General features: G+C 58.6%; 22 protein-coding genes. 6 read left to right on the top strand and 16 right to left on the bottom strand.

The window, feature by feature from the left end:
* Nucleotides 1–105 precede the first annotated feature (105 nt).
* The 4 genes from PMI30_RS04545 to PMI30_RS04560 all read right to left on the bottom strand — a co-directional run bounded on the left by PMI30_RS04545 (nucleotide 106) and on the right by PMI30_RS04560 (nucleotide 6,720).
* Nucleotides 106–2,508, bottom strand: coding sequence for an efflux RND transporter permease subunit (locus PMI30_RS04545; RefSeq protein WP_008013717.1), 2,403 nt, complete (start codon nucleotides 2,506–2,508; stop codon nucleotides 106–108).
* Nucleotides 2,505–3,602 (bottom strand): WD40/YVTN/BNR-like repeat-containing protein, encoded by a 1,098-nt coding sequence (locus PMI30_RS04550; protein ID WP_008013716.1) that lies wholly within the window; start codon nucleotides 3,600–3,602, stop codon nucleotides 2,505–2,507. Before PMI30_RS04550 ends, PMI30_RS04545 begins: the two co-directional genes overlap by 4 nt.
* A gap of 88 nt (nucleotides 3,603–3,690) precedes the next feature.
* A complete protein-coding gene (locus tag PMI30_RS04555) occupies nucleotides 3,691–5,043 on the bottom strand; it encodes a DUF1329 domain-containing protein (RefSeq protein WP_008013715.1) in 1,353 nt (450 codons plus the stop codon).
* 24 nt (nucleotides 5,044–5,067) lie between these two features.
* A complete protein-coding gene (locus tag PMI30_RS04560; protein ID WP_008013713.1) occupies nucleotides 5,068–6,720 on the bottom strand; it encodes a DUF1302 domain-containing protein in 1,653 nt (550 codons plus the stop codon).
* 340 nt (nucleotides 6,721–7,060) lie between these two features.
* On the opposite strand from PMI30_RS04560, the gene PMI30_RS04565 reads away from it, so the two are divergent.
* A complete protein-coding gene (locus PMI30_RS04565; protein WP_238542034.1) occupies nucleotides 7,061–7,855 on the top strand; it encodes a GntR family transcriptional regulator in 795 nt (264 codons plus the stop codon).
* 216 nt (nucleotides 7,856–8,071) lie between these two features.
* Here the strand turns inward: PMI30_RS04565 and PMI30_RS04570 are convergent, their stop codons facing one another.
* The 3 genes from PMI30_RS04570 to PMI30_RS04580 all read right to left on the bottom strand — a co-directional run bounded on the left by PMI30_RS04570 (nucleotide 8,072) and on the right by PMI30_RS04580 (nucleotide 11,259).
* Nucleotides 8,072–9,718 (bottom strand): bifunctional 3-(3-hydroxy-phenyl)propionate/3-hydroxycinnamic acid hydroxylase, encoded by a 1,647-nt coding sequence (locus tag PMI30_RS04570; protein ID WP_008013711.1) that lies wholly within the window; start codon nucleotides 9,716–9,718, stop codon nucleotides 8,072–8,074.
* Nucleotides 9,719–9,806: 88 nt separating this feature from the next.
* Nucleotides 9,807–10,367, bottom strand: a complete 561-nt coding sequence (locus PMI30_RS04575) for a VOC family protein (RefSeq protein ID WP_008013710.1) — start codon at nucleotides 10,365–10,367, stop codon at nucleotides 9,807–9,809.
* A gap of 40 nt (nucleotides 10,368–10,407) precedes the next feature.
* Nucleotides 10,408–11,259, bottom strand: a complete 852-nt coding sequence (locus PMI30_RS04580) for a fumarylacetoacetate hydrolase family protein (protein ID WP_007906489.1) — start codon at nucleotides 11,257–11,259, stop codon at nucleotides 10,408–10,410.
* A gap of 126 nt (nucleotides 11,260–11,385) precedes the next feature.
* On the opposite strand from PMI30_RS04580, the gene PMI30_RS04585 reads away from it, so the two are divergent.
* The 4 genes from PMI30_RS04585 to PMI30_RS04600 all read left to right on the top strand — a co-directional run bounded on the left by PMI30_RS04585 (nucleotide 11,386) and on the right by PMI30_RS04600 (nucleotide 14,520).
* Nucleotides 11,386–11,967, top strand: coding sequence for an amino acid synthesis family protein (locus tag PMI30_RS04585; RefSeq protein ID WP_008013708.1), 582 nt, complete (start codon nucleotides 11,386–11,388; stop codon nucleotides 11,965–11,967).
* A gap of 70 nt (nucleotides 11,968–12,037) precedes the next feature.
* Nucleotides 12,038–13,153: an alcohol dehydrogenase catalytic domain-containing protein gene (locus PMI30_RS04590; RefSeq protein WP_008013705.1), complete on the top strand. Its 1,116-nt coding sequence runs from the start codon at nucleotides 12,038–12,040 to the stop codon at nucleotides 13,151–13,153.
* 58 nt (nucleotides 13,154–13,211) lie between these two features.
* The gene (locus PMI30_RS04595) at nucleotides 13,212–13,757 is read left to right on the top strand and encodes a cupin domain-containing protein (protein ID WP_008013704.1); all 546 of its coding nucleotides are present in this window, start codon (nucleotides 13,212–13,214) and stop codon (nucleotides 13,755–13,757) included.
* A gap of 205 nt (nucleotides 13,758–13,962) precedes the next feature.
* On the top strand, nucleotides 13,963–14,520 hold the full coding sequence (locus PMI30_RS04600) for an NADPH-dependent FMN reductase (RefSeq protein ID WP_008013701.1): 558 nt from the start codon (nucleotides 13,963–13,965) through the stop codon (nucleotides 14,518–14,520).
* A gap of 93 nt (nucleotides 14,521–14,613) precedes the next feature.
* Here PMI30_RS04600 and PMI30_RS30930 read toward each other — a convergent pair whose 3' ends face one another.
* A complete protein-coding gene (locus tag PMI30_RS30930; RefSeq protein ID WP_081499251.1) occupies nucleotides 14,614–14,796 on the bottom strand; it encodes a DUF1289 domain-containing protein in 183 nt (60 codons plus the stop codon).
* Nucleotides 14,797–14,799: 3 nt separating this feature from the next.
* Complete coding sequence (locus tag PMI30_RS04605; RefSeq protein WP_008013700.1) at nucleotides 14,800–15,171, bottom strand: hypothetical protein; 372 nt, start codon at nucleotides 15,169–15,171, stop codon at nucleotides 14,800–14,802.
* Nucleotides 15,172–15,680: 509 nt separating this feature from the next.
* On the opposite strand from PMI30_RS04605, the gene katG reads away from it, so the two are divergent.
* Nucleotides 15,681–17,969, top strand: a complete 2,289-nt coding sequence (gene katG / locus PMI30_RS04610) for a catalase/peroxidase HPI (protein ID WP_008013698.1) — start codon at nucleotides 15,681–15,683, stop codon at nucleotides 17,967–17,969.
* A 97-nt stretch (nucleotides 17,970–18,066) separates the two neighbouring features.
* On the opposite strand, the gene PMI30_RS04615 is transcribed toward katG, so the two are convergent.
* From PMI30_RS04615 to PMI30_RS04645, 7 genes are all read right to left on the bottom strand, one after another.
* Nucleotides 18,067–18,684, bottom strand: coding sequence for a LysE family translocator (locus PMI30_RS04615; protein ID WP_008013696.1), 618 nt, complete (start codon nucleotides 18,682–18,684; stop codon nucleotides 18,067–18,069).
* Nucleotides 18,685–19,267: 583 nt separating this feature from the next.
* Nucleotides 19,268–20,161: a tyrosinase family protein gene (locus tag PMI30_RS04620; RefSeq protein ID WP_008013694.1), complete on the bottom strand. Its 894-nt coding sequence runs from the start codon at nucleotides 20,159–20,161 to the stop codon at nucleotides 19,268–19,270.
* Complete coding sequence (locus tag PMI30_RS04625; protein ID WP_008013693.1) at nucleotides 20,148–20,612, bottom strand: hypothetical protein; 465 nt, start codon at nucleotides 20,610–20,612, stop codon at nucleotides 20,148–20,150. The genes PMI30_RS04620 and PMI30_RS04625 overlap by 14 nt, the downstream gene beginning before the upstream one ends.
* 81 nt (nucleotides 20,613–20,693) lie before the next feature.
* Nucleotides 20,694–22,289 (bottom strand): DHA2 family efflux MFS transporter permease subunit, encoded by a 1,596-nt coding sequence (locus PMI30_RS04630; RefSeq protein WP_008013691.1) that lies wholly within the window; start codon nucleotides 22,287–22,289, stop codon nucleotides 20,694–20,696.
* Nucleotides 22,286–23,383, bottom strand: a complete 1,098-nt coding sequence (locus tag PMI30_RS04635; RefSeq protein ID WP_008013690.1) for an HlyD family secretion protein — start codon at nucleotides 23,381–23,383, stop codon at nucleotides 22,286–22,288. Before PMI30_RS04635 ends, PMI30_RS04630 begins: the two co-directional genes overlap by 4 nt.
* A 98-nt stretch (nucleotides 23,384–23,481) precedes the next feature.
* Nucleotides 23,482–23,895 carry a cupin domain-containing protein gene (locus PMI30_RS04640; RefSeq protein WP_008013689.1) on the bottom strand — a complete coding sequence of 138 codons (414 nt, stop codon included), beginning with the start codon at nucleotides 23,893–23,895 and terminating at the stop codon, nucleotides 23,482–23,484.
* 43 nt (nucleotides 23,896–23,938) lie between these two features.
* Nucleotides 23,939–24,691, bottom strand: a complete 753-nt coding sequence (locus PMI30_RS04645; protein ID WP_008013688.1) for an SDR family oxidoreductase — start codon at nucleotides 24,689–24,691, stop codon at nucleotides 23,939–23,941.
* Nucleotides 24,692–24,721: the final 30 nt, after the last annotated feature.

The following is a 24,721-nucleotide window of genomic DNA, read 5'->3' as shown; positions in this document are numbered from 1 at the left end:
GGCTTGCTCGCGAAGACGGCGGCACAGGCCCCCTTGATGTCGCCTGACACACCGCCTTCGCGAGCAAGCCCGCTCCCACAGGCCCTGCCCGCTCCCCAGGACTTTTCACGCAGCCACAGGCAGTGGCTTTGGCTTGAGCAGGAAGTGTCCGAGTGCCGGAACCAGCACCAACGCCCCCACCATGTTCCAGATGAACATGAAGCCCAACAGAATGCCCATGTCGGCCTGGAACTTGATGGGTGACAGTACCCAGGTCGTCACCGCGACACCCAACGTGATGCCGGTCATGACGACCACTTTGCCTGTAGAAAGAAGCGCAAGGTAATAGGCATCGGACAAGCTTGAGCCGTTGCGCAGGTTGGTGAGTGTCACGCTGAGTATGTACAGCGCGTAGTCAACCCCGATGCCGACACCCAGTGCGATCACCGGCAGGGTTGCCACTTTGACACCGATGTTCAGGCCCACCATCAAGGCTTCGCACAAAATCGAAGTCAGCATCAATGGCAACACCGTACACACCACCGCTCGCCATGACCTGAAGGTGATGAAGCACAGGGCGATGACAGCCGCGTACACCATGAACAGCATCTGCACGTTCGAACGCTTCACCACGATATTGGTGGCCGCTTCTATACCGGCGTTGCCCGCGGCATTGAGGAACTGGATCTGATCGGTGTTATGGATCGCCGCAAACTGTTCGACGGTCTGGACCACACTGGTGAGCGTGTCAGCCTTGTGGTCCTTGAGGTAGACGTACACCGTCAGCAGGTCGCAGTTCTGGTTGAACAACTCTCGCGGCGCGCGGGTGATGATTGCGTTCAACAGCCCCTGGTTACGGGGTATCTCATACCAGGTCATGCTGCCTTCGTTCATGCCCGCCGCGGCCTGCTTGCTCAGTGCCGCCAATGACGTCGTCGAGACCACGCCCGGCAACTGCTGAAGCTGCGCTTCCAAGGCATCGACGGACACCAGTGTCTGGTAGTTGGCGCAGTAGTATTGGGGCGTTTTCACCATCACCACATACTTGTCGCTGCTGGCGGAAAAGTTGCTGACCATGAAGCGATTGTCGCTGTTGTAGCGCGACTCCGGACGCAGTTCCGGTGCCCCGGGATTCAAGTCACCGATCTTCACCTGCAGGCTGACGGCAAACCCCGCCACCCCGAGCATCAGGGCGACGATGATTGCACCGCTCGCCCATTTGCGTTCGGTGAAGCGATCCAGAAACGCCCAAAACGGATGCCGGGCGTGATGGGCATCCAGTTTCGAGAATTTGTCGTTAGCCGCTTCACGCTGCGCCGCCGCTTTGCTGACACCGGTGTACGACAACAGAATCGGCAACAAAATCAGGTTGGTGAAGATCAGCGCCAGCACACCCATCGTCGCAGTGACCGCGAGATCCTGAATCACCGGAATCTTGATGATCATCAGCACGGCGAAACCCACGGCGTCTGCCACCAGCGCCATCAGACCGGTCAAGAACAGCCGGCGAAAGGTGAAGCGTGCCGCCACCAGCTTGTCGGCACCGCGCCCGATGTCTTGCATGATGCCGTTCATTTTCTGCGCACCATGGCTCAACCCGATCGCAAACACCAGGAACGGCACCAGGATCGAATACGGATCGAGATCAAAGCCCAGGGTGGGGAGCAATCCCAGCAGCCAGACAACAGCAATGATCGAGCACAGCAGCACCAGCAACGTGCTACGCACACAACGGGTGTACCAGAACAGCACGATGCCGCACATCACCAGCGTCGCGGCGAAGAACAGCTGCATCTGGCGCATGCCGTCAATCAAATCGCCGACGACTTTGGCAAAGCCGGTGATATGGATTTTGATGTTGTCGGTTTCGTATTGCGCGCGAATCTGCTCCAGCCGGCTTGAAAGCGCGTTGTAGTCGAGTGGCTGACCGTCGTCGGAGGCGGTTTCCTGAAGCGGTAACAGCACGATGCTGGACTTGAAATTGGAGGCGACGAGCCGCCCCACCTCTCCCGATCGCTCAACGTTCTGCCGCACCTGATCCAGGCTTTTGGCAGAGCCGTCGTAATCGTCCGGTATCACCGGCCCGCCGTCGAACCCCTCCTCTGTTACGCCGATCCAGCGGGTCGCCGGGGTCCACAGGGACTTCATGTAAGACCGGTCGACACCGGGGAGCAAAAACACCTCATCGTTGATTTTCTTGACCGTCTCAAGGTAGGTGCCATCAAAAATGCTGCCGTGTTTGGCCTCGATCGCAATCCGCAAGGTGTTGCCACCCTCGCCCAACTGGCCACGATTTTTCAGGTAGTTCTGCACATACGGATGATCGGTCGGGATCATTTTTTCGAAGGCGGCATTGAGCTTCAAACTCAACGCCTGATAGCCGAGCACCAGGCTAAGCAACACGCAGATGCTCAAGACGATGCTGCGATGATTGAACAACAGCCGTTCAACCAGCGTGCCGGAGGAAGGATCGAATACATCCGGCTCAGGGACGATGAGAGGCTCGGCAGAACGAGTAAAGCTGTTCATTGATCGTGCTCCGGCGATTCGACTGCCAACGCGGACGACAGCATGCCGCGCGCGCTACTGATGATCAGGTCACCGTTCGCGGCTTGCGCCATGCCTGTGAAGTAACTGGTTTTGGGTATCTGCAGGACAACGGCTTTGCTATCGCCGTCGGCAAAGCGCAGCACTCTGCCCGACTCATCGGCGAGGAGTACCGAGCCATCGTCAAGCCGCAGGCCGCTGGTCAATGTGACGGGCTGCAACGTGTCGAGGGGTTGCCAGGTAGCGCCGCGATCCCCGGACTCGAAGGCTTTGCCTCGAAGTCCGAACGCCAGAATCGAACCGCTACCGGTCGCCTGAAGCCCGAAGGTCGTGCCCTCATAAGGCGATGCCAGCGCCTCGAAGGTTTGTCCCTCGTCACTTGAGCGCAACAGCGTGCCCTGCTCTCCGGCGACGAACAGATCTGCCCCCATCCGCTCGATGCTGTAGAGATGCAAGCCGTTCGGGTTATCGAGACGGGAACGGATGGATTGCCAGCTCAGCCCGCCGTCATGGGTGACAAACGCGAGGCCATAAGCGCCCACCACCCAGCCGTTTCTGGCGTCCAGAAACAGCACATCCAGAAACGGTTTGTCGGGGCCGTCATCGACCAGTTGCTGTGCTTGAGCCAGTTGTTCATCGGTGCCGCGCTTGGCTTCCTGCAATTCGATCTCGGCCGCCTGGACGCCATCCAGCTGTTTGCTCCAGCTCAGACCACCGTCCTGGCTGTGCAAGACAACCCCGGCATGCCCGACCGCCCACCCTTGGCGCTCATCAATGAAGCGAACCTTGACCAGCGTCATGCTGACCGGGGAGCTGACTTGCTTCCAGGTCGTGCCATTGTCGTCAGAGACAATGATGAACCCTCTTTCGCCGACGGCCACCAGTCGTTGCCCTGCCCGCGCAACACTCAACATGACCGATTGGGCGGCCATGGCGCTGGTGATCGCAGGCGTCACCGGCAATCCATCGGGTTGTGCCGCCCCAGCCGTGCCGGTGAGCGCCGTCATGATCGACACGCTCAACATCAACGCTTTGAGCGGATATTTATGTACAAGCCTGGGTGTTTGAGTACGCATTGGCGAGCCTCGATGATGCGGTTCAACGGCCGCGATGTCAGTGACACCGCGCCCCTGGAACACAAGTTTGAATACGCTGTTGCGAGGCTCAGCGCACCGACCCGGACGCTACCGAGTTACCGGTAAAGAAGTTCTCGGGTTTGCGCGGGATAACGCTATAGGTTTCGCCGTTCAGGCTTTGCACCACGCTGTAGGTCTTGGCTTGCAGGTTGTAGATCACCACCGGTTTCACCACCACCGCCGGAATGGAGGGAACAACGAATGGCAGCACCTGGGACACGCGCCACAGTTTGCCCTCGGCGTCGTAGCCATCGACCAGCGAGACCGTCCAGCTGTCTTCATCGATGAAGAATTTGCGCTTGGGAACGGCGTGACGTTTGCCCGAGGCGACAGTGGCTTCCAGCTCCCAGACGCGATGCAGCTCCCAGCGCACTTTGTCCGAATTGAGATGGTTCGCCATAAAGGCGTCGTCGCGTTTTTCGGCGTTGAATTTGTTGTCGTTGTAAGGGATGTACAGCTCTTTTTTGCCGACCAGTTTCCAGTCATAGCGATCCGGATGGCCGATGAAGCCATGCACCTCGTCGAAGTAATTGGCGCCCGAGGCAACGAAGTCCGGGGTGTCATAACCCACGGTAGGCGCGCGGCGCACGCGACGCTGGCCGACCAGGTATTGCCAGGCTTCCCGTGGTTCCTGGGCGTTGACGCTGTCGTGCGTCACCAGCGACTCGCCGGCCTTGAACGGTGGTTCATTAGTCAAGAATCGCAGCAGCGCATACTGCCCCGACCACTTGTCCACGGCCCCGTCCTTGAAGTAATACGGGTACTGCCAGTTCTCGACGCCACGGCTGGCCAGCGTCCGGGTTCCGTCAGCATTGCCGATGATGTTGGCATAGCCCATCTGAATGGATTCGGCCTCGACCCGCAGCAGGAAATTCCAGATGACCTCGTTGCCGGTTTTCGGAATCGGGAACGGGATACCGCCGTAGCAGCCCTCGACGGACAGGCCATTACTGGTGGTCTTGCAACGGGTCGCGTTGGCGAAGGTGTTTTGATAAACGCTGTCCGGTGCCGCGGCGGTGCGATGGGTCGGGTACACATCGAGATGGAAGGTGTCGGGGTATTTCGCCAGCAAGGCTTTTGTGCCTTCGTTCAACTTGTCCGCGTACTGCGCCGCGTTCTTCGCAGTGATCTGCAGCACCGGCTTCTCACCCGGAAACGGATCGACCGGCATATCGCCCGATTTTGCCCCGGCTACCTCTTTGGTCAGCCCGCCGGTCCAGGCGGGAATGGAGCCATCGGCATTGCCGGCCTTTTCGGCGCCCATGGGCGTCAACGTAGTTTTGAGCTTCGCCGCCTCATCAGGGCTCACCGCCGCGAATGCAGTGCTGGCACAGATTGAAATCGACAGGGTGGAAAGCAACAGCAGTTTAATTTTTGTCATTATCAGGGCCCGCCTGTTCTTTGCTTAAAAGGTTCGCTGGATCGAAAACGCCACGAAATCCCGGTCTTTCATGTTTTGCTGGTAGGTGAATGAGTTAGCGGAGTTGATGACCGGCCCGGCCTCTCCGAAGAAGTTGGTGTAGGTCAGCGAGGCATACCACTGCTTCTTGTAATCGGCCTTGAGACCCAAGGTCAGATCGCCGCCATGTTCCGGGCCGAATGCCTGAGGCGTGACGGAAGAGCGCCCGGACGGGTTGTAACCCACGGTGATCGGGGCTTGAACGTCGATGCCGGGGAAAACCTGGAAGTACTGCGGTTCGAAGGTGAAGCGCAGTGCGAACGCATCGCGCGTGGTGTTGGGGTCCAGCTGATCGGCATTTTTGGTCACGCTCAAACGACGGTTGAACGCCAGTTCACCGACGAGCGAAGCACCGTCCCACAGCGCGGATCCACCGTAGACATTGACCATCGACACCTGGGCATGCCACGACCGGCCAATGGGGTACGCCGGGTTCGAATCGTTGTCGGCATCCATACCGGTAATGATCGTTCCGCCGACGCCCGCGAGCGGCGTATCGAGCCTGATCGAGGTTTCGCCGGCAATGTTGGCTTCGCCCACCAAGGTGCTGAAACTTGCCCCGAACACTTTGACGTCCTCGGGATAAACGTTGATGAACGTGTCATCAGCACCGGGGACCAGCGCGGCCGGACGGAAGTAAAACACCGGGGTCTTTTCGTGATATTTCGCGGCGTACAGGCCGAACTCCCAGTCCTCGACGGCGAACTTCAGCTGCGCGCCGAACTGTCCGGAATCCCTGGCATCCTTGTCCTTGCCGTGGCGTAGTTCGCCGGTCGGGAAGAACACCCGTTCCCCGCCCTCACCCACAAAGTCCGCACCACTGAAGTAGCTGCCTGCTGCGGGAAGGCGAGTCTTGTTCCACTCGAACTGGTAGTAGGCGCCGACGCTGACCGTATCGTTCAGTTGCCAGTTACCCGAGACCTGTTTGGTCGGCATCAGAATCTCTTTGAACTGGGAGCCTGGCACCGACTGCAGCTTCACCAGATCGACGGTGGACTGTGCATTGGCAATGCCGTTGGCCCCGAAGAAAAGACTTTCACCGTAGATCTGCGTGAACTGCCCCAGGCGCCCGGACAACGAGGTGGTGCCGATTTCCTTTGAGCCGTAGACAAAGGCATCGAGGATTTCAGTGCGCTGTCCGTGGATGCGCCGGGTGTCGCTGGTGAACTCATCGTGATCGACGCTTACGGAGTTGGCGGTGCCGGGTGAGTCGTTATCGTTGTCGTGGCTGTAGACATTGTCGTACCAGGACGCCGCGCTGAGACGGGCACCGACGTCTTTGTACTTGATGTCGAATTCGGACAGCAGATCCAGGCGATTGGAAATGAGCCCGCGATCGAAATTGCGGTCGCCATCGTCCAGGTTGGGATTGCTGTTGGCCGTGCCCGGACCGACCGCAACCTTGTGATCGAGCTTATTCACGCGCCAGGCGTTGCTGTACTTGATCGTATTGTCCCAACTCGCCGAAAGATCGGGATTGCCGGTGTCGATCTGGAAGGCTTGCGATGGCGTCGAGAGGCTCAGCAGGACCGTTGCGCTGACTGCGCAAACGAGGCTGGAAACCGGCAACGGGCAGAGCCGCTGGTTGGCTATTTTCATGGAGATGTTCCTGTTTTTTTGTTTTTGTAAAAGGTCATCCACTCGCAACATCGGCTGCGAATACCACTAGGTGCTGCGTACCGCTCTGAGCTCCTTCGTTGCCCGTTTTTACGCTCGATAAACATTGTGCGTAAAAAACATTTTGCTGCACCACGAATCACTTTGTGCACAAAAAATATTCCTGCGCAAATTCAATGTCAAGCAGATTCGGGAACCCAGGTTCATGGGCGTGGCGCGATGGGTAGCAGGAGGAGGAAGTGGTGCAGACTGACCACGTCTTCAGGGAAGGAGGCTCAGGGCCGGACTAGAGCGCTGCGAAGACTGTTCTGAAATTTTCTCCTTGCGACGAAGGAAAATTCATGCACAAGAAGCGATATTCATCCTTTGCACTAAACTGTTTTTTGCGCATAAAATCCGTTTAGTGCAAAATTTCAGGATGACCACGACCATGATCCTCTCCCCCAGCAGTCCGCTGATCGATGTCGCGTTGGCAAAGATGAAAAAAGCGATTGTTTGCTGTGAGCTGGCCCCCGGCGAAAAACTCAAAGTTGCAGAGCTGTCCAAAACCTACGGACTCAGCAGCTCCCCTATTCGTGAAGCGCTGAATCGACTGACCCAGGATGGCGTTGTCGAAGCCAGCGATAACAAGGGGTTCAGGGTTGCGCCTATTTCCACGACGGACTTCCGGGACATCACGCGGATGCGTTGTCTGCTGGAATGCGAGGCGCTGGCGGATGCCATTCAGTATGGCGATGACACGTGGGAAGCCGACGTGCTGGGTGCGTTTCATCGCTTGAATCTGATCGAGAAAAAACTCGGAAGCGGTGAGCTCGTGCTCGATGATGAATGGTCCACCCGGCACAAGGCATTCCACTTTGCACTGTTCGCCGCCTGCCCTTCCCCGCTGATGTTGAAGATGATCGACTCCCTGTTTGACCGGGCCGAGCGCTACCGGCGCTTTTCAGCCAAGCAGCGGATCACCCCAAGACACAAGGGCAATGAGCATCAGGAACTGATGGAGACTGCCCTGGCGCGTGACTCCGAGAAAGCCGTGACGCTGTTGCGCAATCACATTCAGGACACCCTGGGCCGAACCGTCGAAGCGATCGAACGCCAACAGGCCACGCTTCAATAAATCAATCCACATTTACTGAACTCAGCGCAAATACCTGTGGGAGCGGGCTTGCTCGCGAAGAGGGAGTGTCAGTCAACATTAATGTCGCCTGACGCACCGCTTTCGCGAGCAAGCCCGCTCCCACAGGGAATCTGGGGTGCCAGGTTAATGTGCAGAAAAAAGCCCTTCGCCTCGTCACTGCTTTCGTGGACAGTGCGAAGCGAAGGGCTATTCCTGTTACTGGCTTAGCGCCTGCGCAAACCTGATCGTCGTATCGCACGTACCGCCATGAACCTGCGCAGCCTGTTCCGGCTCCTTGCACCACAGCGCAAGCTCCATTCCCTCAAGCAACTCCATCGCCCAGGCCACCGTGACCGCCCCGCCATACACGTAGTGATCCGGCCGCACGATCACCACATTGCAGCCTCGACGTTCAAGCCATTGCGCCAGTACGCCATCGACCTCCTGATAATCATCGGCAGTGCGCGTCCCTGGCTGTTGAGCGCTGACCAACCGCACGACATGGATAGGCAAGCCTTTAAGCGATTGACTGCTGTGCAGACACCTCAACAAAGCGCTGGCGTCGAACCCGGGCGCTATGACCACGCGAAAAGACTGGCCGGTAAATTCATCGAGAAGCGCCTGCTTGCCGGCATGGTTGATGACCATTGGCTGAGGAAACAGCTCACCGGCCGGCGCGACTTGCGCGACAAAGCCTTGAGACAAACCGGGAATCAGCGATTGCCTGATGATCCCGTCAGGGTTCTCCGTCATCTGCTGGATCAACCGCGCATCCCGAATCGCGGCTTTCTCGCTATCGCGCTCGCAGATCACCCCACCAAATTCCTTGGCCGCCATCGTGGTTTGGCGGACATGGGGAATTCGCTCGGTCTGGTAGGTGTTCAGAAACGCGGGAGCTGCCAGCCCTCCTTTCACCAGTGCAAGCTTCCAGACCAGGTTCAGCGCATCGCGGATCCCCTGACACATGCCTTGTGCCAGGAACGGCGGCGTCATATGGGCCGCGTCCCCGAGGAAGAACACTCGGTCGGCTTTCCACTGCTCCAGAATCAGCGCGTGGAATCTATACGCAGAGGCGCGCCATAGCTGGTAGTCACCCTCCGGCAACCAACGAGCGATCAGTTTCTTGATCGCTTCAGGCTGTGAGATTTCCGAAGGCTGTTCATCAGGATTGATCATGAATTCCCAGCGACGATGCCTACCGGGGCCGACGACAAACGTGCACGGCCTGGCCAGCTCGCAAAACTGCACGTTGGTCTTCGGCAGATGCTCGCCCGCCCCTTCGTTGAGGATCACGTCGACCACCAGCCACGGCTCGTCGAACGCGAGGTCCTCCATTTTCAGCCCCAGACGGGTACGGATCGGGCTGGTTCCGCCATCGCACGCCAATACATAATCAGCTGTGACCGTGCGCTCAATCCCGTCTTTGGCTTGAATGCGCACCTGCGCCTGGGAACCGCTGGAGTCGACCGACAGCACTTCTGAACCGAGCTCAACGGTGACGGACTTCAAGTCGGCAATTTTGCTGCGCAGTGCACGCTCGACCGGTGGTTGCGAGAACACGTAGTTAGGCGCCCACCCCAGCGCAAAGGGCGGCTTGGCCGCATCGATGCGCTTGATCAGCCGGGAACCGGTGGTTCGGTACTCCGAGGGACGATAAGGCATGACATGCTCGGCGATCTCATTGGCCAAGCCAATATTGCCGAAGACACGCATCACTTCATGGTCAAAACCCATGGCCCGGGGATTGGTGTACACCGTTTCGGACTTGTCTACGACGAGCGCATTCAGCCCCCACATGCCGGCCAGATTTGCGCACAGAGCACCCACCGGACCCATTCCAACAATGATGACATCGTAGTCCATCGTCTACTCCGCTTTTTGTTTTTATCCCGTGTGACTTCTGGTTGATGAACGGGCTTGTGCACGCCCATCAACCAGACCTCAACAACCATCAGCCGATTCGAACCCGCTGCTCGGCGATCTTCGCCCGAATGGAATCCATCCACTGCTCTCGCGTCTGGAAACCGGGACGGCGCTTACACATGGCTTCGGTCTGGGCCAGGATGACCTCGGTCGGCAGTTCGAGATCAAGCGGCTCCTTGCAGGGTTGAGCGGTGTAGAAAGGCGCATCGACATACATTTCGATGGGGTTGCCTTCAGGATCTTTGAAGTAGATCGACCAGGCGTTCCCGTGATCCACCTGGACAACCCCTTCGATGCCGCTTTTTTTGGCGAATTGGTAGTAAGTCTTCAAGTCGTCCAGGGAATTGAGCAGAAACGACAATTGATTGATCGGGTTGAATGGCAGGTCAACAGGTTTGCCGTCAAACAGCACGACCTGGTGATGCAGTTCCGGGTTCTGCGTCATGAAGAACAGACGATGACCGGTCGAGGCCACGCCCTTGTCGCTGACGATAAAGCCCAAGGTGCGGCAGTAGAAATCGACCATACGATCGAGGTCTGCGCAAAACACGCCGGTGTGGGTGAAATTGATGGTCGGTAAGGCGGGCATTTGGAACCTCCGGTTTTTATGATTGTGTAGAGGACAACGCTTAGGCTTCGTCAATCACGCCGTTCGATAGCGTCCCGATCTCGGTGATGACCACTTCGAATACATCACCGGGTTTCAGGAAAATCGGTGGATTTCTCTTGAAGCCGATCCCGCTCGGCGTACCGGTTGCCAGAATGTCGCCCGGGTTCCATGGAAGCGCTTTCGACACATACGAAATCAAATGCGGAATGTCGAATGCCAATTCTGAAAGGCTGCCTTCCTGCAATTGCTCGCCATTGAGTACACCCCGTACCACCAGCTTACGGTAATCGGGAATTTCCGACGCTGGAATGACCCATGGGCCCAACGCGCCGGTTTTTCTGAAGGTCTTGCCCATGCCGTACTGGTGCGTATGGAACTGCCAATCGCGAACACTGGCATCGTTGAAGCAGGTGTAACCCGCGACGTGATCCATTGCATCGGCAGGATCGATGTGCGCGCCGCCCTTCCCGATCACCACGGCCAGCTCGGCTTCGAAGTCAAATTGCTCTGACACCTGAGGCCTCACCAGCGGCTCGCCGTGGGGAAGCAGGGTTTCGGCAAAACGCTGGAAAATCACCGGGAATTCCCCAACCTTTCGGCCCGCCTCTTCGGCGTGCGCCACATAGTTGATCCCCACACAAATCACCTTGCCGGGATTGGGTATGACCGACTCCAGTTGAATGCTTGAAAACGGGTAATCGGGCTGGACAGTCTCTACGACTTTACGCGCCTCCTGTACTAACAACGGATTGGCCAGAAAGGATGCGAGATCCGGAACCTGCGCAAAACGACGGGTCAGCTCAACGACCCCGTCACCCGACACGGCGCCGAAATGGGCCTTTCCTTCTTTACGGTACGAAATCAGCTTCATGTTCTTCTCCTGTTTTTTATGCACAAAAACTAATTTCTTGCACCATACATCATTAAATGCATAATGCAAAAGGCCGGTTTAAAAAAATAACGAGCTGCATAAAGCTCACGGTTCTGGAGGTTAGGCATGTCGCTTGTGATGGTTCGTAAGGTAAAACTGGACATCGAAGAAGTGTTCCACGAAGGCGGGCCTCGCTCGTCGGTCCCACTGAGGATCGCGGTCGCCACCGCCGTGGTCGCCAACCCCTACGCGGGTAAATATGTAGAAGACCTGCTGCCGTTCATGCAGGAATTGAGGGGGCTCGGCGCAGAGCTGTCCGAGCGACTGATCCACGCGCTGGGCGGTGCCCAACACGTGCAGGCCTATGGCAAAGGTGCAATCGTCGGTGAAGACGGTGAACTGGAACACGGCGCGGTCTGGCACGAAGCCGGTGGCTGGGCAATGCGTGAAGCGCTCGGCAATCCGAAGGCGATTGTTCCGGCGGGCAAAACCATCGGCGGCCCCGGTTGCCGGGTGATGATCCCGCTCGGGCATATCCAGGCGGCCTATGTTCGCAGCCACTTCGGTGTGGCTGAAATGACGGTATGGGACGGGCCCCGTCGCGGCGAAATCGCTTTTGGTCTGGCGATGGCCACCGGAGGCCGGATTCATGCACGGCTGGGCGGTCTGGCTGCCGCCGATGTGAAGGGCGAAGACGGGCTGCGTTAAGGTTCAGGGTTTAAAGCGTGCTCCAGGGTTACGTACCACTACAAAAACAATATGTGTGTTGGAGAAGATCATGACTACAAAAACTATGCGCGCCGCACGTCTGTATGAAGGCGGTAAACCCATGGTCATCGAGCAAGTGCCCGTGCCCGAAATTCGCCCGACCGAGGTGCTGGTCAAGGTCAAGGCGTGCGGGATCGTCCCGAACCTTCACAACATTCTGACCAACTGGGTCAAATGGTTCCCGCAGAGCCCTTTGCCCAAGCTGCCTGCCATTTTCGGACTTGACCCTGCCGGGGTCGTCGAAGCCGTCGGCGCCCAGGTCTATGACTTCAAGGTCGGTGACCGGGTTTATGTGAACCCGGGTCGGCACTGCGGCTCATGCCGGGCCTGCCGCGCGGGCAACACCATTGCCTGCAGCGCCTATACCTTCAACGGTTACTTCGGGTTCACCGCCAAAAGCCCGCGCATGTTCGAAGACTACCCTTACGGCGGTCTGTGCGAGTACATCCCTGCCCCGCAATACAGCCTGGTCAAACTGCCCGACAACATCAGCTTCGAGACCGCCGCACGCCTGGGCTATCTGGGCACCGCCTATAAAGCATTGATCAAGGCCAACGTCGGTCCCGGCAGCACCGTGCTGATCAACGGGATCAGCGGCACACTCGGCCTGGGTGCTGTCGCCCTGGCGCTGGCCATGGGCGTTCGTAAAATCCTCGGCACCGCCAGGAACCAGGACCTGTTCCAAAAGGTAAAAGACCTGGCGGCCCCGGGCCGGATCGAAATCCACACCCTCGGTACCGTCCCGACTAACCAGTGGGTCAGTGAAATCACCCACGGCGAAGGTGTCGATGTCGTCATTGATGCCCTGGGCCCCGGCGCACCACACGAGACCCTGACTCAAGCGCTTAAATCCCTTAACCGCGGCGGGCACCTGGTCAACGTCGGCGCCATCGCCGGTGATGTCCCCATCGACCTTCACTGGATCATGGACAACGATGTCCAGATCAGCGGCTCGGCCTGGTTCACGACAGGGCAAGGCCAGGACATGGCTGACATGGTTGAATCGGGAGTACTGGATCTCTCATTCTTCGAAAACACGGCCTTCAGTCTGGAAGACGTCAACAACGCGATCACCGGTATCGAAAACCGCCACGGCGGCTTCAGCAACTACGTGATCTGTCCTTGATAAAACACAGCGAGCGGAGCGGTTCCCCCTCCCTCGCTGCCTCTTTGAGTAATCCAGAATGAAGATAAGAAGAATCGTGACCGGCCACGACGAACAAGGGAATTCCGTGTTCGTTTCAGACGACTATGCCCCAAGGGCGCAATCCTTTGCCTCAATCCCGGGGCACGCGATGGCACAGCTGTGGACCACTCCCGCCAATCCTGCGCTCCTTGAACAGGAACGCGATCCCACGCTGGATTACGCATCGCTGATTCCTCCTCAGGGAGGCACAAGTATCGCCATGTATGATTTTCCGCCTGACACCGTCATGCAGAACCCCGTCGATGGCGTCCGGGTCTATGAGGAACTGGGCGCCGCATTGCCTGGCTTGTTCGAAAGCTTTGAAGCGGATAATCCGGGCATGCACACCACCCCCACTATCGATTACGGAATCATTCTGGAGGGTGAAATGTGGCTGGAGCTGGATAACGGTGAGAGTCGTCTGGTAAAAGCAGGCGAGATCGTGATCCAGAATGGCACCCGGCACGCATGGCGCAACAAAAGTGACCGGGTTGCCCGAGCACTTTTTGTGATGATTGGTACGTCGCGTCCAGAGAAAACCTGATGGGTAACCCTAATGCCTGTCAGTGCGCAAACTTGTGGGAGCGAGCCTGCTCGCGATGATGGCGGTACATTCAGCATCAATGTTGACTGACCCGCCGCTATCGCGAGCAGGCTCGCTCCCACAGGGGCTGCGGTGTTCAAGTCCTTAACTGACTGACATCAAGTTGTAGCCCCCCTTTTTTTATTTCTCCGGGTTAAGGATTTTTATGGACACGCTCGTTCATCGTCTGCTCGGTATCTCCGGCAGCCTGCGTTCACAGTCAACGAATACGGCGGTACTCAAGGCACTTGCCTCGCGATTGGGTGATCAGGCAGAGATGAGTCTCTTCACTCTGAACGATATCCCGTTGTACAACAGTGATCTCGAAGCAGAGGCGCTGCCAGCATCGGTGGCCGCTCTGAAAGAGGCCATTACACATGCCGATGGTTTGATCATCTGCTCGCCCGAATACAACTACGGCACCTCTGGCGTTTTGAAAAATGCGCTGGATTGGGCTTCCCGTCCCGGCTTCGATTCACCCCTGAAAAACAAACCCGTGCTGATCATGACTTCGTCACCCGGCGTGCTCGGCGGGGTGCGCGCCCAGTCTCAACTCCGAGAGACGTTATCGGCCACTCTTTCCAGGGTGATCTCCCGCCCGCAAATCGTCATTCCCCACGTCACTCAAAAGATCGAGGACGGCAAATTCGTCGATGAAACAACAATCGGGTTCATGCTCGCCGCCGTCGATGATTTGATCCGTGAAATCAATCTTGGGGGGTAACGAGTGAAATCGCTGCGCTGCTTGCTAGCCCCCCTGTAGCAGCTGGCGAAGCCTGCTGCTACAGGGTCGCATTCGACCCAACTGGCATTGCCCTCAAACCTTCCTCTTCTGCAGCCCCTTCAACCGCAAACTCGCGCGTTGCGCCGCCGCCATTTTTTCCGGACGCTTCATACGCTTCCATTTTCTGATGTCGTCCTTGGTGCGGCCACAACTGACACACAGCTCACCACTCAGCTGGCAAATGGAAATACACGGATTTTCGATATCCTTGGCCACGTTTCAACCCCGCGTCGAGCGCTTGGGCGCCAGGCGTTGCTGCCAGTTGCCGGCATGGGTGCGCTGACATTGTTCTTCAGAATCGAACTGCACATGGGCCGCTACCGGGCTGACGAGAACATCCGCTTCACTTAATGCCACGGCCGTCAGTTCGACCATGCGCTCGCCCTGCCCGCTCGCCAGCGCCTGAGCCTTGTTGGCCTGCGTATCGAACACCCAGATCACCCGCAGGCTGGAAGGAAAGACTGCGTAGTCGATCTCGTGGGTCAGCCAGCAGAACCCGACTATTTCCGCTTTGGCGGTTTCACACGCCTCGGTCAGGGTGGCGACCAGGCGACGTTCGATATGGGCCTGATCGCGTTTGCTTAAAGACATCGGGTAAGGGTCCTTGGGTGGGCGTCGATGGAAGGGGCTCATCATACGATACCGTTTGGCGAATAATGGAATTTGGGTTGAGCCGAGAGCGGCTGTGTCTGGGCTGCCGTCTTCGCGGGCAAGCCTCGCTCTCACACAGTCTGTAGGAGCGAGGCTTGCCCGCGAAGAGGCCAAAACACTCACCGAAAATTCATGCTCTGGAAACGATTGCGACGGGCCAGATAAAAGAAAATGCCTATCACCCCCCAATACTCCACCTATTAGCTGACTGCTTTATAGGCGTCTAACCTTACTGGAGCGCTGGCGTGAGCCGGCCGGTTGAGACTTGATAAAAAACACGAATGAGTCAGAAGCGTACTAGGCTTGCCGTGGGCCACCGTACAGGCAACTCGATTGCTGCTATCCAGATTTCCCGTGTGACCACAACGATCGGTTGATCGAACGGCTGCAGCCTATGTCATTGATTTCACTCGTCGCTATTTAACGCCCACCCCGGGCCGGATAGCCGGATGAATACGACCAAAGGTAGTGCACACATGGCAAATGAATCGAAATGCCCGTTCAATCACGCCGCCGCGGGCGGTGGTACGACGAACCGCGATTGGTGGCCGAACCAACTGAACCTGAAGATCCTGCACCAGAATTCGCGGCTGTCCGACCCCACGGACGAAGGCTACAACTACGCCGAAGCGTTCAAAAATCTGGACTTTCAGGCGCTCAAGCAAGACCTGCACGCGCTGATGACCGATTCGCAAGACTGGTGGCCTGCGGACTTCGGTCACTATGGGCCGCTGTTTATTCGCATGTCCTGGCACGCCGCCGGCACGTACCGCGTCGGTGACGGTCGTGGCGGTGCCGGCTCCGGTCAGCAGCGCTTCGCACCGCTCAACAGTTGGCCGGACAACGTCAGCCTCGACAAGGCGCGCCGGCTGCTTTGGCCGATCAAGCAAAAGTATGGTCGCAACATCTCCTGGGCCGACCTGATCGTCCTCACTGGTAACGTCGCGCTGGAATCCATGGGCTTCAAGACCTTCGGTTTTTCCGGCGGGCGGCCAGACGTTTGGGAACCGGATGAGTCCGTCTATTGGGGCTCGGAAAACAAGTGGCTGGGCGGCGACACCCGCTACGAAAAAGACAAAAAGGAACCCATGCAAGAACCCGGCGAAGGCCCACTCGTTGCTGAGCCGGGGGAAAATGAGGACAGCCGTACCGAAGGAGGACGCAACCTGGAAAACCCGCTCGCCGCGGTGCAAATGGGCCTGATCTACGTCAACCCGGAAGGCCCGGAAGGCAATCCGGACCCGGTCGCTGCTGCGGTGGACATCCGCGAGACCTTCGGGCGCATGGCGATGAATGACGAAGAAACCGTGGCACTGATCGCCGGTGGCCACGCCTTCGGCAAGACCCACGGTGCCGGCCCTGCCGACAACGTCGGTGCCGAGCCCGAAGCTGCTGGCCTCGAAGCTCAAGGCCTGGGCTGGAAGAGCACCTTCGGCAGCGGCAAGGGCGGCGACACCATCACCAGCGGCCTGGAAGTGACCTGGACCACCACGCCCACCCAGTGGAGCAACAACTACCTGGAAAACCTGTTCGGCTTCGAGTGGGAACTGACCAAGAGCCCGGCGGGTGCCAACCAGTGGACAGCGAAAGGCGGTGCTGGCGCGGGCATCATTCCAGATGCTCACGACCCGTCGAAGCGGCGTAACCCGACCATGCTGACCACGGACCTGTCCCTGCGATTCGACCCGATCTATGAGCCGATTTCACGGCGCTTCCTGGCGAACCCCGATCAGTTGGCCGACGCGTTCGCCCGCGCCTGGTTCAAGCTGCTACACCGCGACATGGGCCCCCTCTCCCGCTACCTCGGCCCGGAAATGCCCAACGAAGAACTCCTGTGGCAAGACCCCATTCCGAAGGTCGACCATGCCCTGGTCAACGACAGCGACGTCGCTGCACTCAAAGGCAAGCTCCAGTCCTGCGGCCTGTCGGTCTCGCAACTGGTGTCGACTGCCTGGGCGGCAGCCTCCACCTTCCGCGGCTCCGACAAACGCGGCGGCGCCAACGGCGGGCGCCTGCGTCTGGCCCCGCAGAAATTCTGGCAGGCCAACCAGCCTGAGCAACTGGCGAGCGTACTGGCGAAGCTCGAGAGCATCCAGAACGAGTTCAACAGCGGCGGCAAGAAAATCTCGCTGGCAGACCTGATCGTTCTGGCCGGTTGTGTCGGCGTCGAACAAGCGGCGAAAAATGCCGGCCAGACCGTGACGGTGCCTTTCACACCGGGCCGGATGGACGCCTCGCAAGAGCAAACGGACGTCGAGTCCTTCGGGTTCCTCGAACCCGTCGCCGATGGTTTCCGTAACTACCTCAAAACCCGCTACAGCGTACCGGCCGAGGCCTTACTGATCGACAAGGCGCAACTGCTGACACTCACCGCGCCAGAAATGACCGCGCTCATCGGTGGCCTGCGGGTGCTGAACACCAACGTCGGACAAACCCAGCACGGGGTGTTCACAAAGCAGCCGGAAGCGTTGACCAACGACTTCTTCAAAAACCTGCTCGATATGAGCGTGGAATGGAAACCGGTGTCGCAGGCCAATGAAGAGTTTGAAGGACGCGATCGGAAAACCGGCGACCTTAAATGGACGGGTACGCGTGTTGATTTGGTGTTTGGCTCGAATGCGCAGTTGAGGGCATTGGCTGAGGTCTATGCCTGCGACGATGCGAAGGAGAAGTTTGTGAAAGACTTCGTTGCGGCTTGGGTCAAGGTGATGAATCTGGATCGGTTTGATCTCAAGTAACGCGAGCAGTACTGCCGAAAACCCGCAACGCCTCCCTGTGTGGAGGCGTTGTGCTTTTTGCTGTTCTATCGGCCAGGATAGATACCCAATCGTGGACTTATTGAACCAGCTGACGGATCCCCAGAGACAAAATCAAACCGCCGCACAGTCGATCAATAGCTTTTTTCCTCCGTCGATACGCTGAAGCGATCTCAGGTTGCGAAAGAGCGATTGCGACCACTCCATACCAAGTCATCGAAACCACCACTACGACCGCCAGCATCGACAAAAACGTGCCTGGTGAAACGTGGGCGGGGGCTGCCGCTGAGAAAATAGCGGCATAGAAGGCCATGGATTTCGGGTTGCCAATGTTTGTAACGACCCCCTGAATGAATGACTGCCGCAAGTTACCGACGACAGCATTATCACAGGGGGCAAGCGCGCTCTTCCCGGCCTTGAGCAGCAGTCCGAATCCAAACCACATCAGATAGGCTGCCCCCAGAACTTTTACGATCAGCGCCGCCCAAGGGAACGCAGCGAATACAACGCCGATTCCTGCGATTGCACAGGTAGCCCAGAATAAATTGACCAATACGATGCCTGCTACCAAGGCCAAAGCTTCTGACCGCGTAGCCGCCACCGCTTTGTGGACTACTGCAACGAAATTTGGCCCTGGAATAACGACACCGGCCAGGTAAACCAAAAAGACTGTCAAAACGGCGGGACCATCGATCATCTGCATTCCTTGCGAGTGTTGTGGCTAGGGGACGTCTTTCAGATCAAGGCCGCCCGCGGACTCAACGTACAACGAAATAATAATTCGATACAGGGCTTTTCGGCGTAGTTGTATTTTTACGCCAGGAGCAGTCATTTCAGGCTCGGGCCGCGCTTGATCTTCAAAAAGAAAAAGCCCCACCTCACCTAAAAATGAGACGGGGCTTTTTGCAGAGCAACTCGCTGAAATATGAGCAACTCACCTCTCCTTACACCGGAGAAATAGTGGCAAGCGCACCAATCAAAATGGTCAACACCAGAAATCCACCCAGGAAAAATGCCATCTTGCCCATGGGGCCTCCTACGTAATGAGTTTGCGGTGCAGCGGCTACCACAACTGCTGACCGTGCCGTCATTGTGAGCCGGAGGCTGGGTGCATTACAGATGCAGATAGGCTAGAAAAATACGGATCAGCCCAACGCCGCCCCGAACAATCCCCGCCCCGTAGATGAAAATCAAAAGATCGCAGGCTTCGCCAGCTCCTACGCCGACCTCATACACCCCTGGGGTACGCCATCTCCGCAGGAGCCTTGGCCCGCTCGATGCTAAAGCAAGTCACTCAAGGTGTCGTACTTGTAATACTGGCTGTAATTCAAGACATCTCGAGGTGTCACCTTTTCCGGGAAAGGGCTGTACATCGGGTCATCAATCCGATGGAACTTGAGCGTATCCGGGGCATTTCCCGCAGGTACGTATGCGGCGGCGGGATGCTTCGCTTGCCATGCAGCCCAGAGCCGGTCGACGTTGCAATGATGCAGAAAGAACACTGGATCATTCGGCGAAGACGACAATCCCATATCACCACCGACCCACACATGGACGTTGTTATGAATGCGTTCTTCGCCCGCCCATCCCTCGATACTGTTGCGCGCACCACCGGTGGACTGCGCCGCGTTGTAGGGCGCTTTGTCATACACCGTGTTTTCATGGATGACCTTGCGCACATTGGCTCGGCTGGGCAGCGACCCACCGCCGCCCAAATAACGCACCAGGGGGCGGTTTACCCCGTCCAGGTCCATGGTGCGGCCATTACCCGTCAATCGCACCCGCCACTTCCCATTCACGAACTGCCCCAGGTACTCATCGGACCAGATGAGTGAAGTCCTCGGGTCCTGAAGTTCCGCGTCAGTGTTCCAATCCCAGTACGGGACTCGAAAGTGTGGGTCGTTTATCGCTTTGCGAAGCAAGGTTTCCAGGCGCACGAGGAAGTAGCGATGCCACGGCAAGAAGGATGGCCCGCCATGCGCGGCGTTCCTGGCCATCTGCCCGGCCGGCGTTGAAATCATCATGGCCCGGTGGTGCCAGGCCACGAAGGAGTCATAAATCGACAGGTTGGCCTGCCCGGGCCAGGGATTCTGCGCGGGATCCTTGAGCCGCTTTACCCCTTCGACGTATTTCTTAAGCGCCGGGATATCTTTGACCGCATTAGACCTGATCATGATGTGCTCCGTGCTCATGGTGGACGGGGTGGTCTGGGTGCTCTCCCCCGTCGCCATCGCCCTTGGCGAAGGATTCTGGATAGGCATCGATCACGGCGGTCATCAAGTCGAGAGCCGATCCGTAAGTGACGAATGGGGTGGCGTGCGTATGGACCTGGCCCGCATCGTCCACAAACAGATGCGCCTGGACCGGAGCCCCATCAACCTCCACCTGGTAGGTGGTCACGATCCGCACAACATGCCCTTTGTGGTTAATCTCGCGAACCGTCCTGGCTTCATGCCCTGCATGCGGGTCCACGTACTCAGGAAACTGCTCCTTGATCCACGCAGGGTGCGTTTTGTCGGGGTCGGTGATGGATATCTCTGCGAGAGCACCTATGTCAGGCGGGTTCAATAGCACGTTGGTTTTTGTGCCCGCTGGTTCGGGGCTGGAGACATTTTTCCCTGTCATGATTCCTCCTGGAGTGTGCCCCCGGACGGTTGCCCAGACTGGCTGGAGAAAGTGTAGTTGGTCCTTGGCCGGTGGGCTGTCTCACGCGACTGCTCGTGAAGCGCGCACTTTCTCGTACCGCGCGAATCCGATCTTGATGCCGACCAGAATGGGGGCGGCAATTACAAAAAGCAGGGCCACGGCGACGAACGCTGTGTCGAAGGCAATCACCGTGGACTGACTTGTCACCAACCGGCCCAGAAGGCTCGTCGCTGCCCGGCCAGCGGCCGCTGCATCCATTCCTTTCACGGCCAGCATGGCTGTCGTGTTCGTCATCCGCTCGATGAGCGCGGCGCCGCCTGGGGTGACGTTGGCGCCGAGGACCACGGCATTGGTGACGACGTTATGGTCGATCAGTGTCTGGAGCCCTGCGACCCCAATAAGGCCACCCAACTGGCGCCCCGTATTGAAAAGGCCTATTCCGCCAGCGAGGTTTCGGCTGTTGAGGTGGCTGAAAGCGATCAGCGTGATCGATAGAAACAGGAAGCCAAGCCCCAACCCGCGCAACAGGATAGCCGCCATCATGTCGTCCGCGCCGCTTTCGCTGGTCGAACCGGACAGCATCCACATCGCTACCATAATCATCAGGATTCCAAAGGGCACGGTGGCGAATGGCGCAACGCGGTGGGCCTGCATCAGATAGGCAGATATGAGGAGCGCGCCGACAAAAAACGCGCCACTGGGCAACAGCAGCTGACCGGCATCGGTAGGCGTGAACCCGAGGACCGACAGGGCGAACGCCGGAATCAGGAACGCGCTGCCGAACAAGGCGGCGCCGGCGACAAAACTGACGATAAAGGCGAAAGAAAAATCGCTCGTTTTGAACAGGGTAAAGTCGAACAGTCCCTGCCCTTTGGCCAACACTTGTTGGCCGAGAAATGCCAGCAAAGCCGCTACGCCAATCACGGTTAGCCACAGGATGCGAGGTTCCTCGAACCAGTCCCATCGGCTGCCCTGGCTGAGGACGTAGGTGAAACACAACAGGGTGGTAGAGATCAGCGAGAAGCCAATCCAGTCAAACGGACGCTGCCGGGCCTTGGCGGGCATTGGGCCGCCTGCGATCAGCACAAGTCCGCTAGCCGCCAAGGCAATCGGGACAACACTGAAGAAGATCCATGTCCAGGATTGGCTATCGATCAACCACCCTTGAAGCGCCGGGGCAAGCGTCGCGGGCGCGACAACGGAGCCCATGGCAAACAGCGCTTGAAGGATGGGTTGATGGGACCGCGGAAAAGCGCGAAAGATGATCGCCTGGCCCCCGACCAGCAGAGTGCCACCCGCGAAGCCCTGGATAACTCGAAGTGCAACCAGCAGATCCAGCCGAGCGGTGATGGCGGCAATGCCACACGCCAGGCCCATGACCAGGGTTGAGCTGATGATCACATGACGCGCAGCGAAACGGTTCATCAGCCAAGGGGCGGTCATGAACCCGATCAGCTTGAGCGCGATGTAGCCGATATCTAGCCAGGCAAACTCATCAGGCGTTGCATAGGTGTCGCCAATGATGTCGCTGCGTCCGAGCGACAGAACGGTGCTGGCGATCGCCTCTGTTAGCGTGGCAAGCACGATGCCCGCCATGAGCAGGACACCGCTCGTAGCGCTGGCGTTGCTCCGCGTGGCGCTGGCAACCGTGTTCATGAGCCGTCCCCTTGCGCAACCTCGACACGCGCGGACAGGCCAGGGACGATGCGACCCGGCAACGGGTTGTGGGCAAGCCGGATTTTTACCGGAACCCGCTGCACGACGCGCACAAAATTTCCTGTTGCGTTGTCTGTGGGCAGCAAGCTGAACGCCGATCCGCTACCCGGTGCAAAGCTGTCGACCACGCCTTCAAGTGCCCCGTCGGGATAGCCGTCGACCGTGATGCGCACGCGCTGACCGGGGCGGATATGTTCGAGCTGGGTTTCCTTGAAATTCGCCACGACCCACACATCATTGACCGGCACGATATCGAGCAAGGCCCCTCCCGGCGTAACGAACCGGCCGACACGGACCTGACGGTTACCGATAACGCCATCAACAGGCGCGTGTACCACGGTGCTGTCGAGATCGATCTGGGCCAGATCGCGCGCGGCCTGGGCCTGCGCCACAGCAGCAACGGCAGCTTCTCGCTGGGCCACGAGGACGGTGATGCGTTGCTGTTGAGCCTCGACCGTTGCCGAAGCTGCCGATACCGTCGCCTCGGCTCTGGAGCGTGCCGTGCCGGTTTCATCGACCAGGGCCTGGCTGACCGCGTGGCTGACGATCAGTTTTTGGCTGCGATCATGGGTCTTGGTCGCCAGATTCATCTCGGCGGCGGCCGAGCGTCGCTGGGCTTCGGCCTGTCGAATCAGGGCACGCTGAAGCTGGGTTTCGGCATCGACGTGGGTCAGGCGAGCCTGGGCAGCGCTGACATTGGCCACTGCCTGCGCAAGCCGTGCGCGATAGTCCCGATCGTCAATCCGGAACAGGACGTCACCCGCCCGGACGGTCTGGTTGTCCTCGACCTCTACCGCCGTGACATAGCCAGCAACCTTGGCGGCGAGCGAGGTGAGGTCGCCGCGCACATAAGCGTTATCGGTGGAGGTCGAACCGCTCGAAAACGCCATGGCCCATCCGCCGGCCACGACCACCACGGCGCCGATGCACAGCAAGATGCCGATCATTTTTCTCTTGCTTTGCCGCGCCACCACGACAGGGATCTCGGCGCTTGCGCCGGTGGCAATGGCGGCCTTGTCCTGAAGCGAATTCATGTTCTTGTTTCCTGTTCAATGCCAAGGACCTGCAACAACCGCAGGACGGCAGTGACCTGCCGCCCGGCTGTCGAGCGTCGATGAGCGCGTTGATCGGCTCACTTTTTGATGAGTGTGACGAGCACCTTTTCGTTGCTGTCGAGGACGAACACGGCCAGCAGGCGTGCAGGTTTCGTGTCGCTGGCGTTAGCGCTGACTTCGTGCACGGAGCCCGGCTCCTCTACGAAGTTTTCGCCGACGTTGTAGATCTTTTCCGGCTCGCCTTTGACTTTGATGCGAAACGAGCCCTCCAGGACCGTTGCATAAATGAAAGCCGTTTTCGGATGGGTGTGGGACGGCGACGCGGCGCCCGGCCCATACTCGACCAGCACGCCCTTCATGCTCTTGCCAGGGATGTTGGGAATGGGCCGGTCGAATACGACCGTTACCTTGCCTGCGGGCGGCTCGGCGGCCGACGCTGCGCTGATCGACAGCGCGGCGAAGGCAGCGGCCAAGAGATATCGGGTAACCATGGCGATGCTCCTTGGTGCGTAGGTGGTGTGAGCACGCGGCCCGTTACCGAGCCGTCGACTGAGCGAGCCAGTCCTCGAAGCGAATCGCGCCCAAGCGTGGGTTCTTGCCGGGGGTCAGCGATTGATCGTCGAGTACCGAACCGAAGTAGCGCGCATGCACGTCCGGCACGACCTTGCGCGTGTCCTGAGTGGCCCGCAGGAACCGCCTGACCAGTTCGTCGAGCGGCATGGCCTCGGGACCGGCGACTTCGACCGTGCCATTGACCGGCGCTGCCAGCGTGACCTCGGTGAGCGCCGCCACCACGTCGTCGGACGCCATCGGCTGGATCAGCGCCGGCGACAGGCAAATCTCCTCGCCGACGGTGGCCGCCTGCGCAATGCCGCCGACAAACTCGAAGAACTGCGTAGCCCGCAGGATGGTGTAAGGAATGCCGGACGCCTCGATCAGGTTTTCCTGCGCGACCTTGGCCCGGAAATAGCCATTCTCGGGCAGCCGTTCACTGCCGACGATCGACAGGGCAACGTGATGGCGAACGCCAGCGGCCGCCTCGGCAGCCAGCAGGTTACGGCTCGACGTTTCGAAGAACTCGAGAACGGCCTGGTCTTCCCACGAAGGCGCGTTCGCCACGTCGACGACAATATCGGCGCCATCCATCGCCTGGGCCAGGCCCTCGCGGGTGATGCTATTCACGCCCGTGCTAGGGGCGGCTGCGAGCACGTCATGGCCGCGCTCGCGGAGGTTCTGCACAAGTTTCGATCCGATGAGGCCGGTGCCTCCAATGACGACGATCTTCATGGTTTCTCTCCGCTTCTCGACTGCAACCAT

Origin of the sequence: Pseudomonas sp. GM50, from assembly GCF_000282375.1 — a bacterium.
Taxonomy (GTDB): Bacteria; Pseudomonadota; Gammaproteobacteria; order Pseudomonadales; family Pseudomonadaceae; genus Aquipseudomonas.
This window is presented reverse-complemented; position numbering and strand designations above follow the sequence as displayed.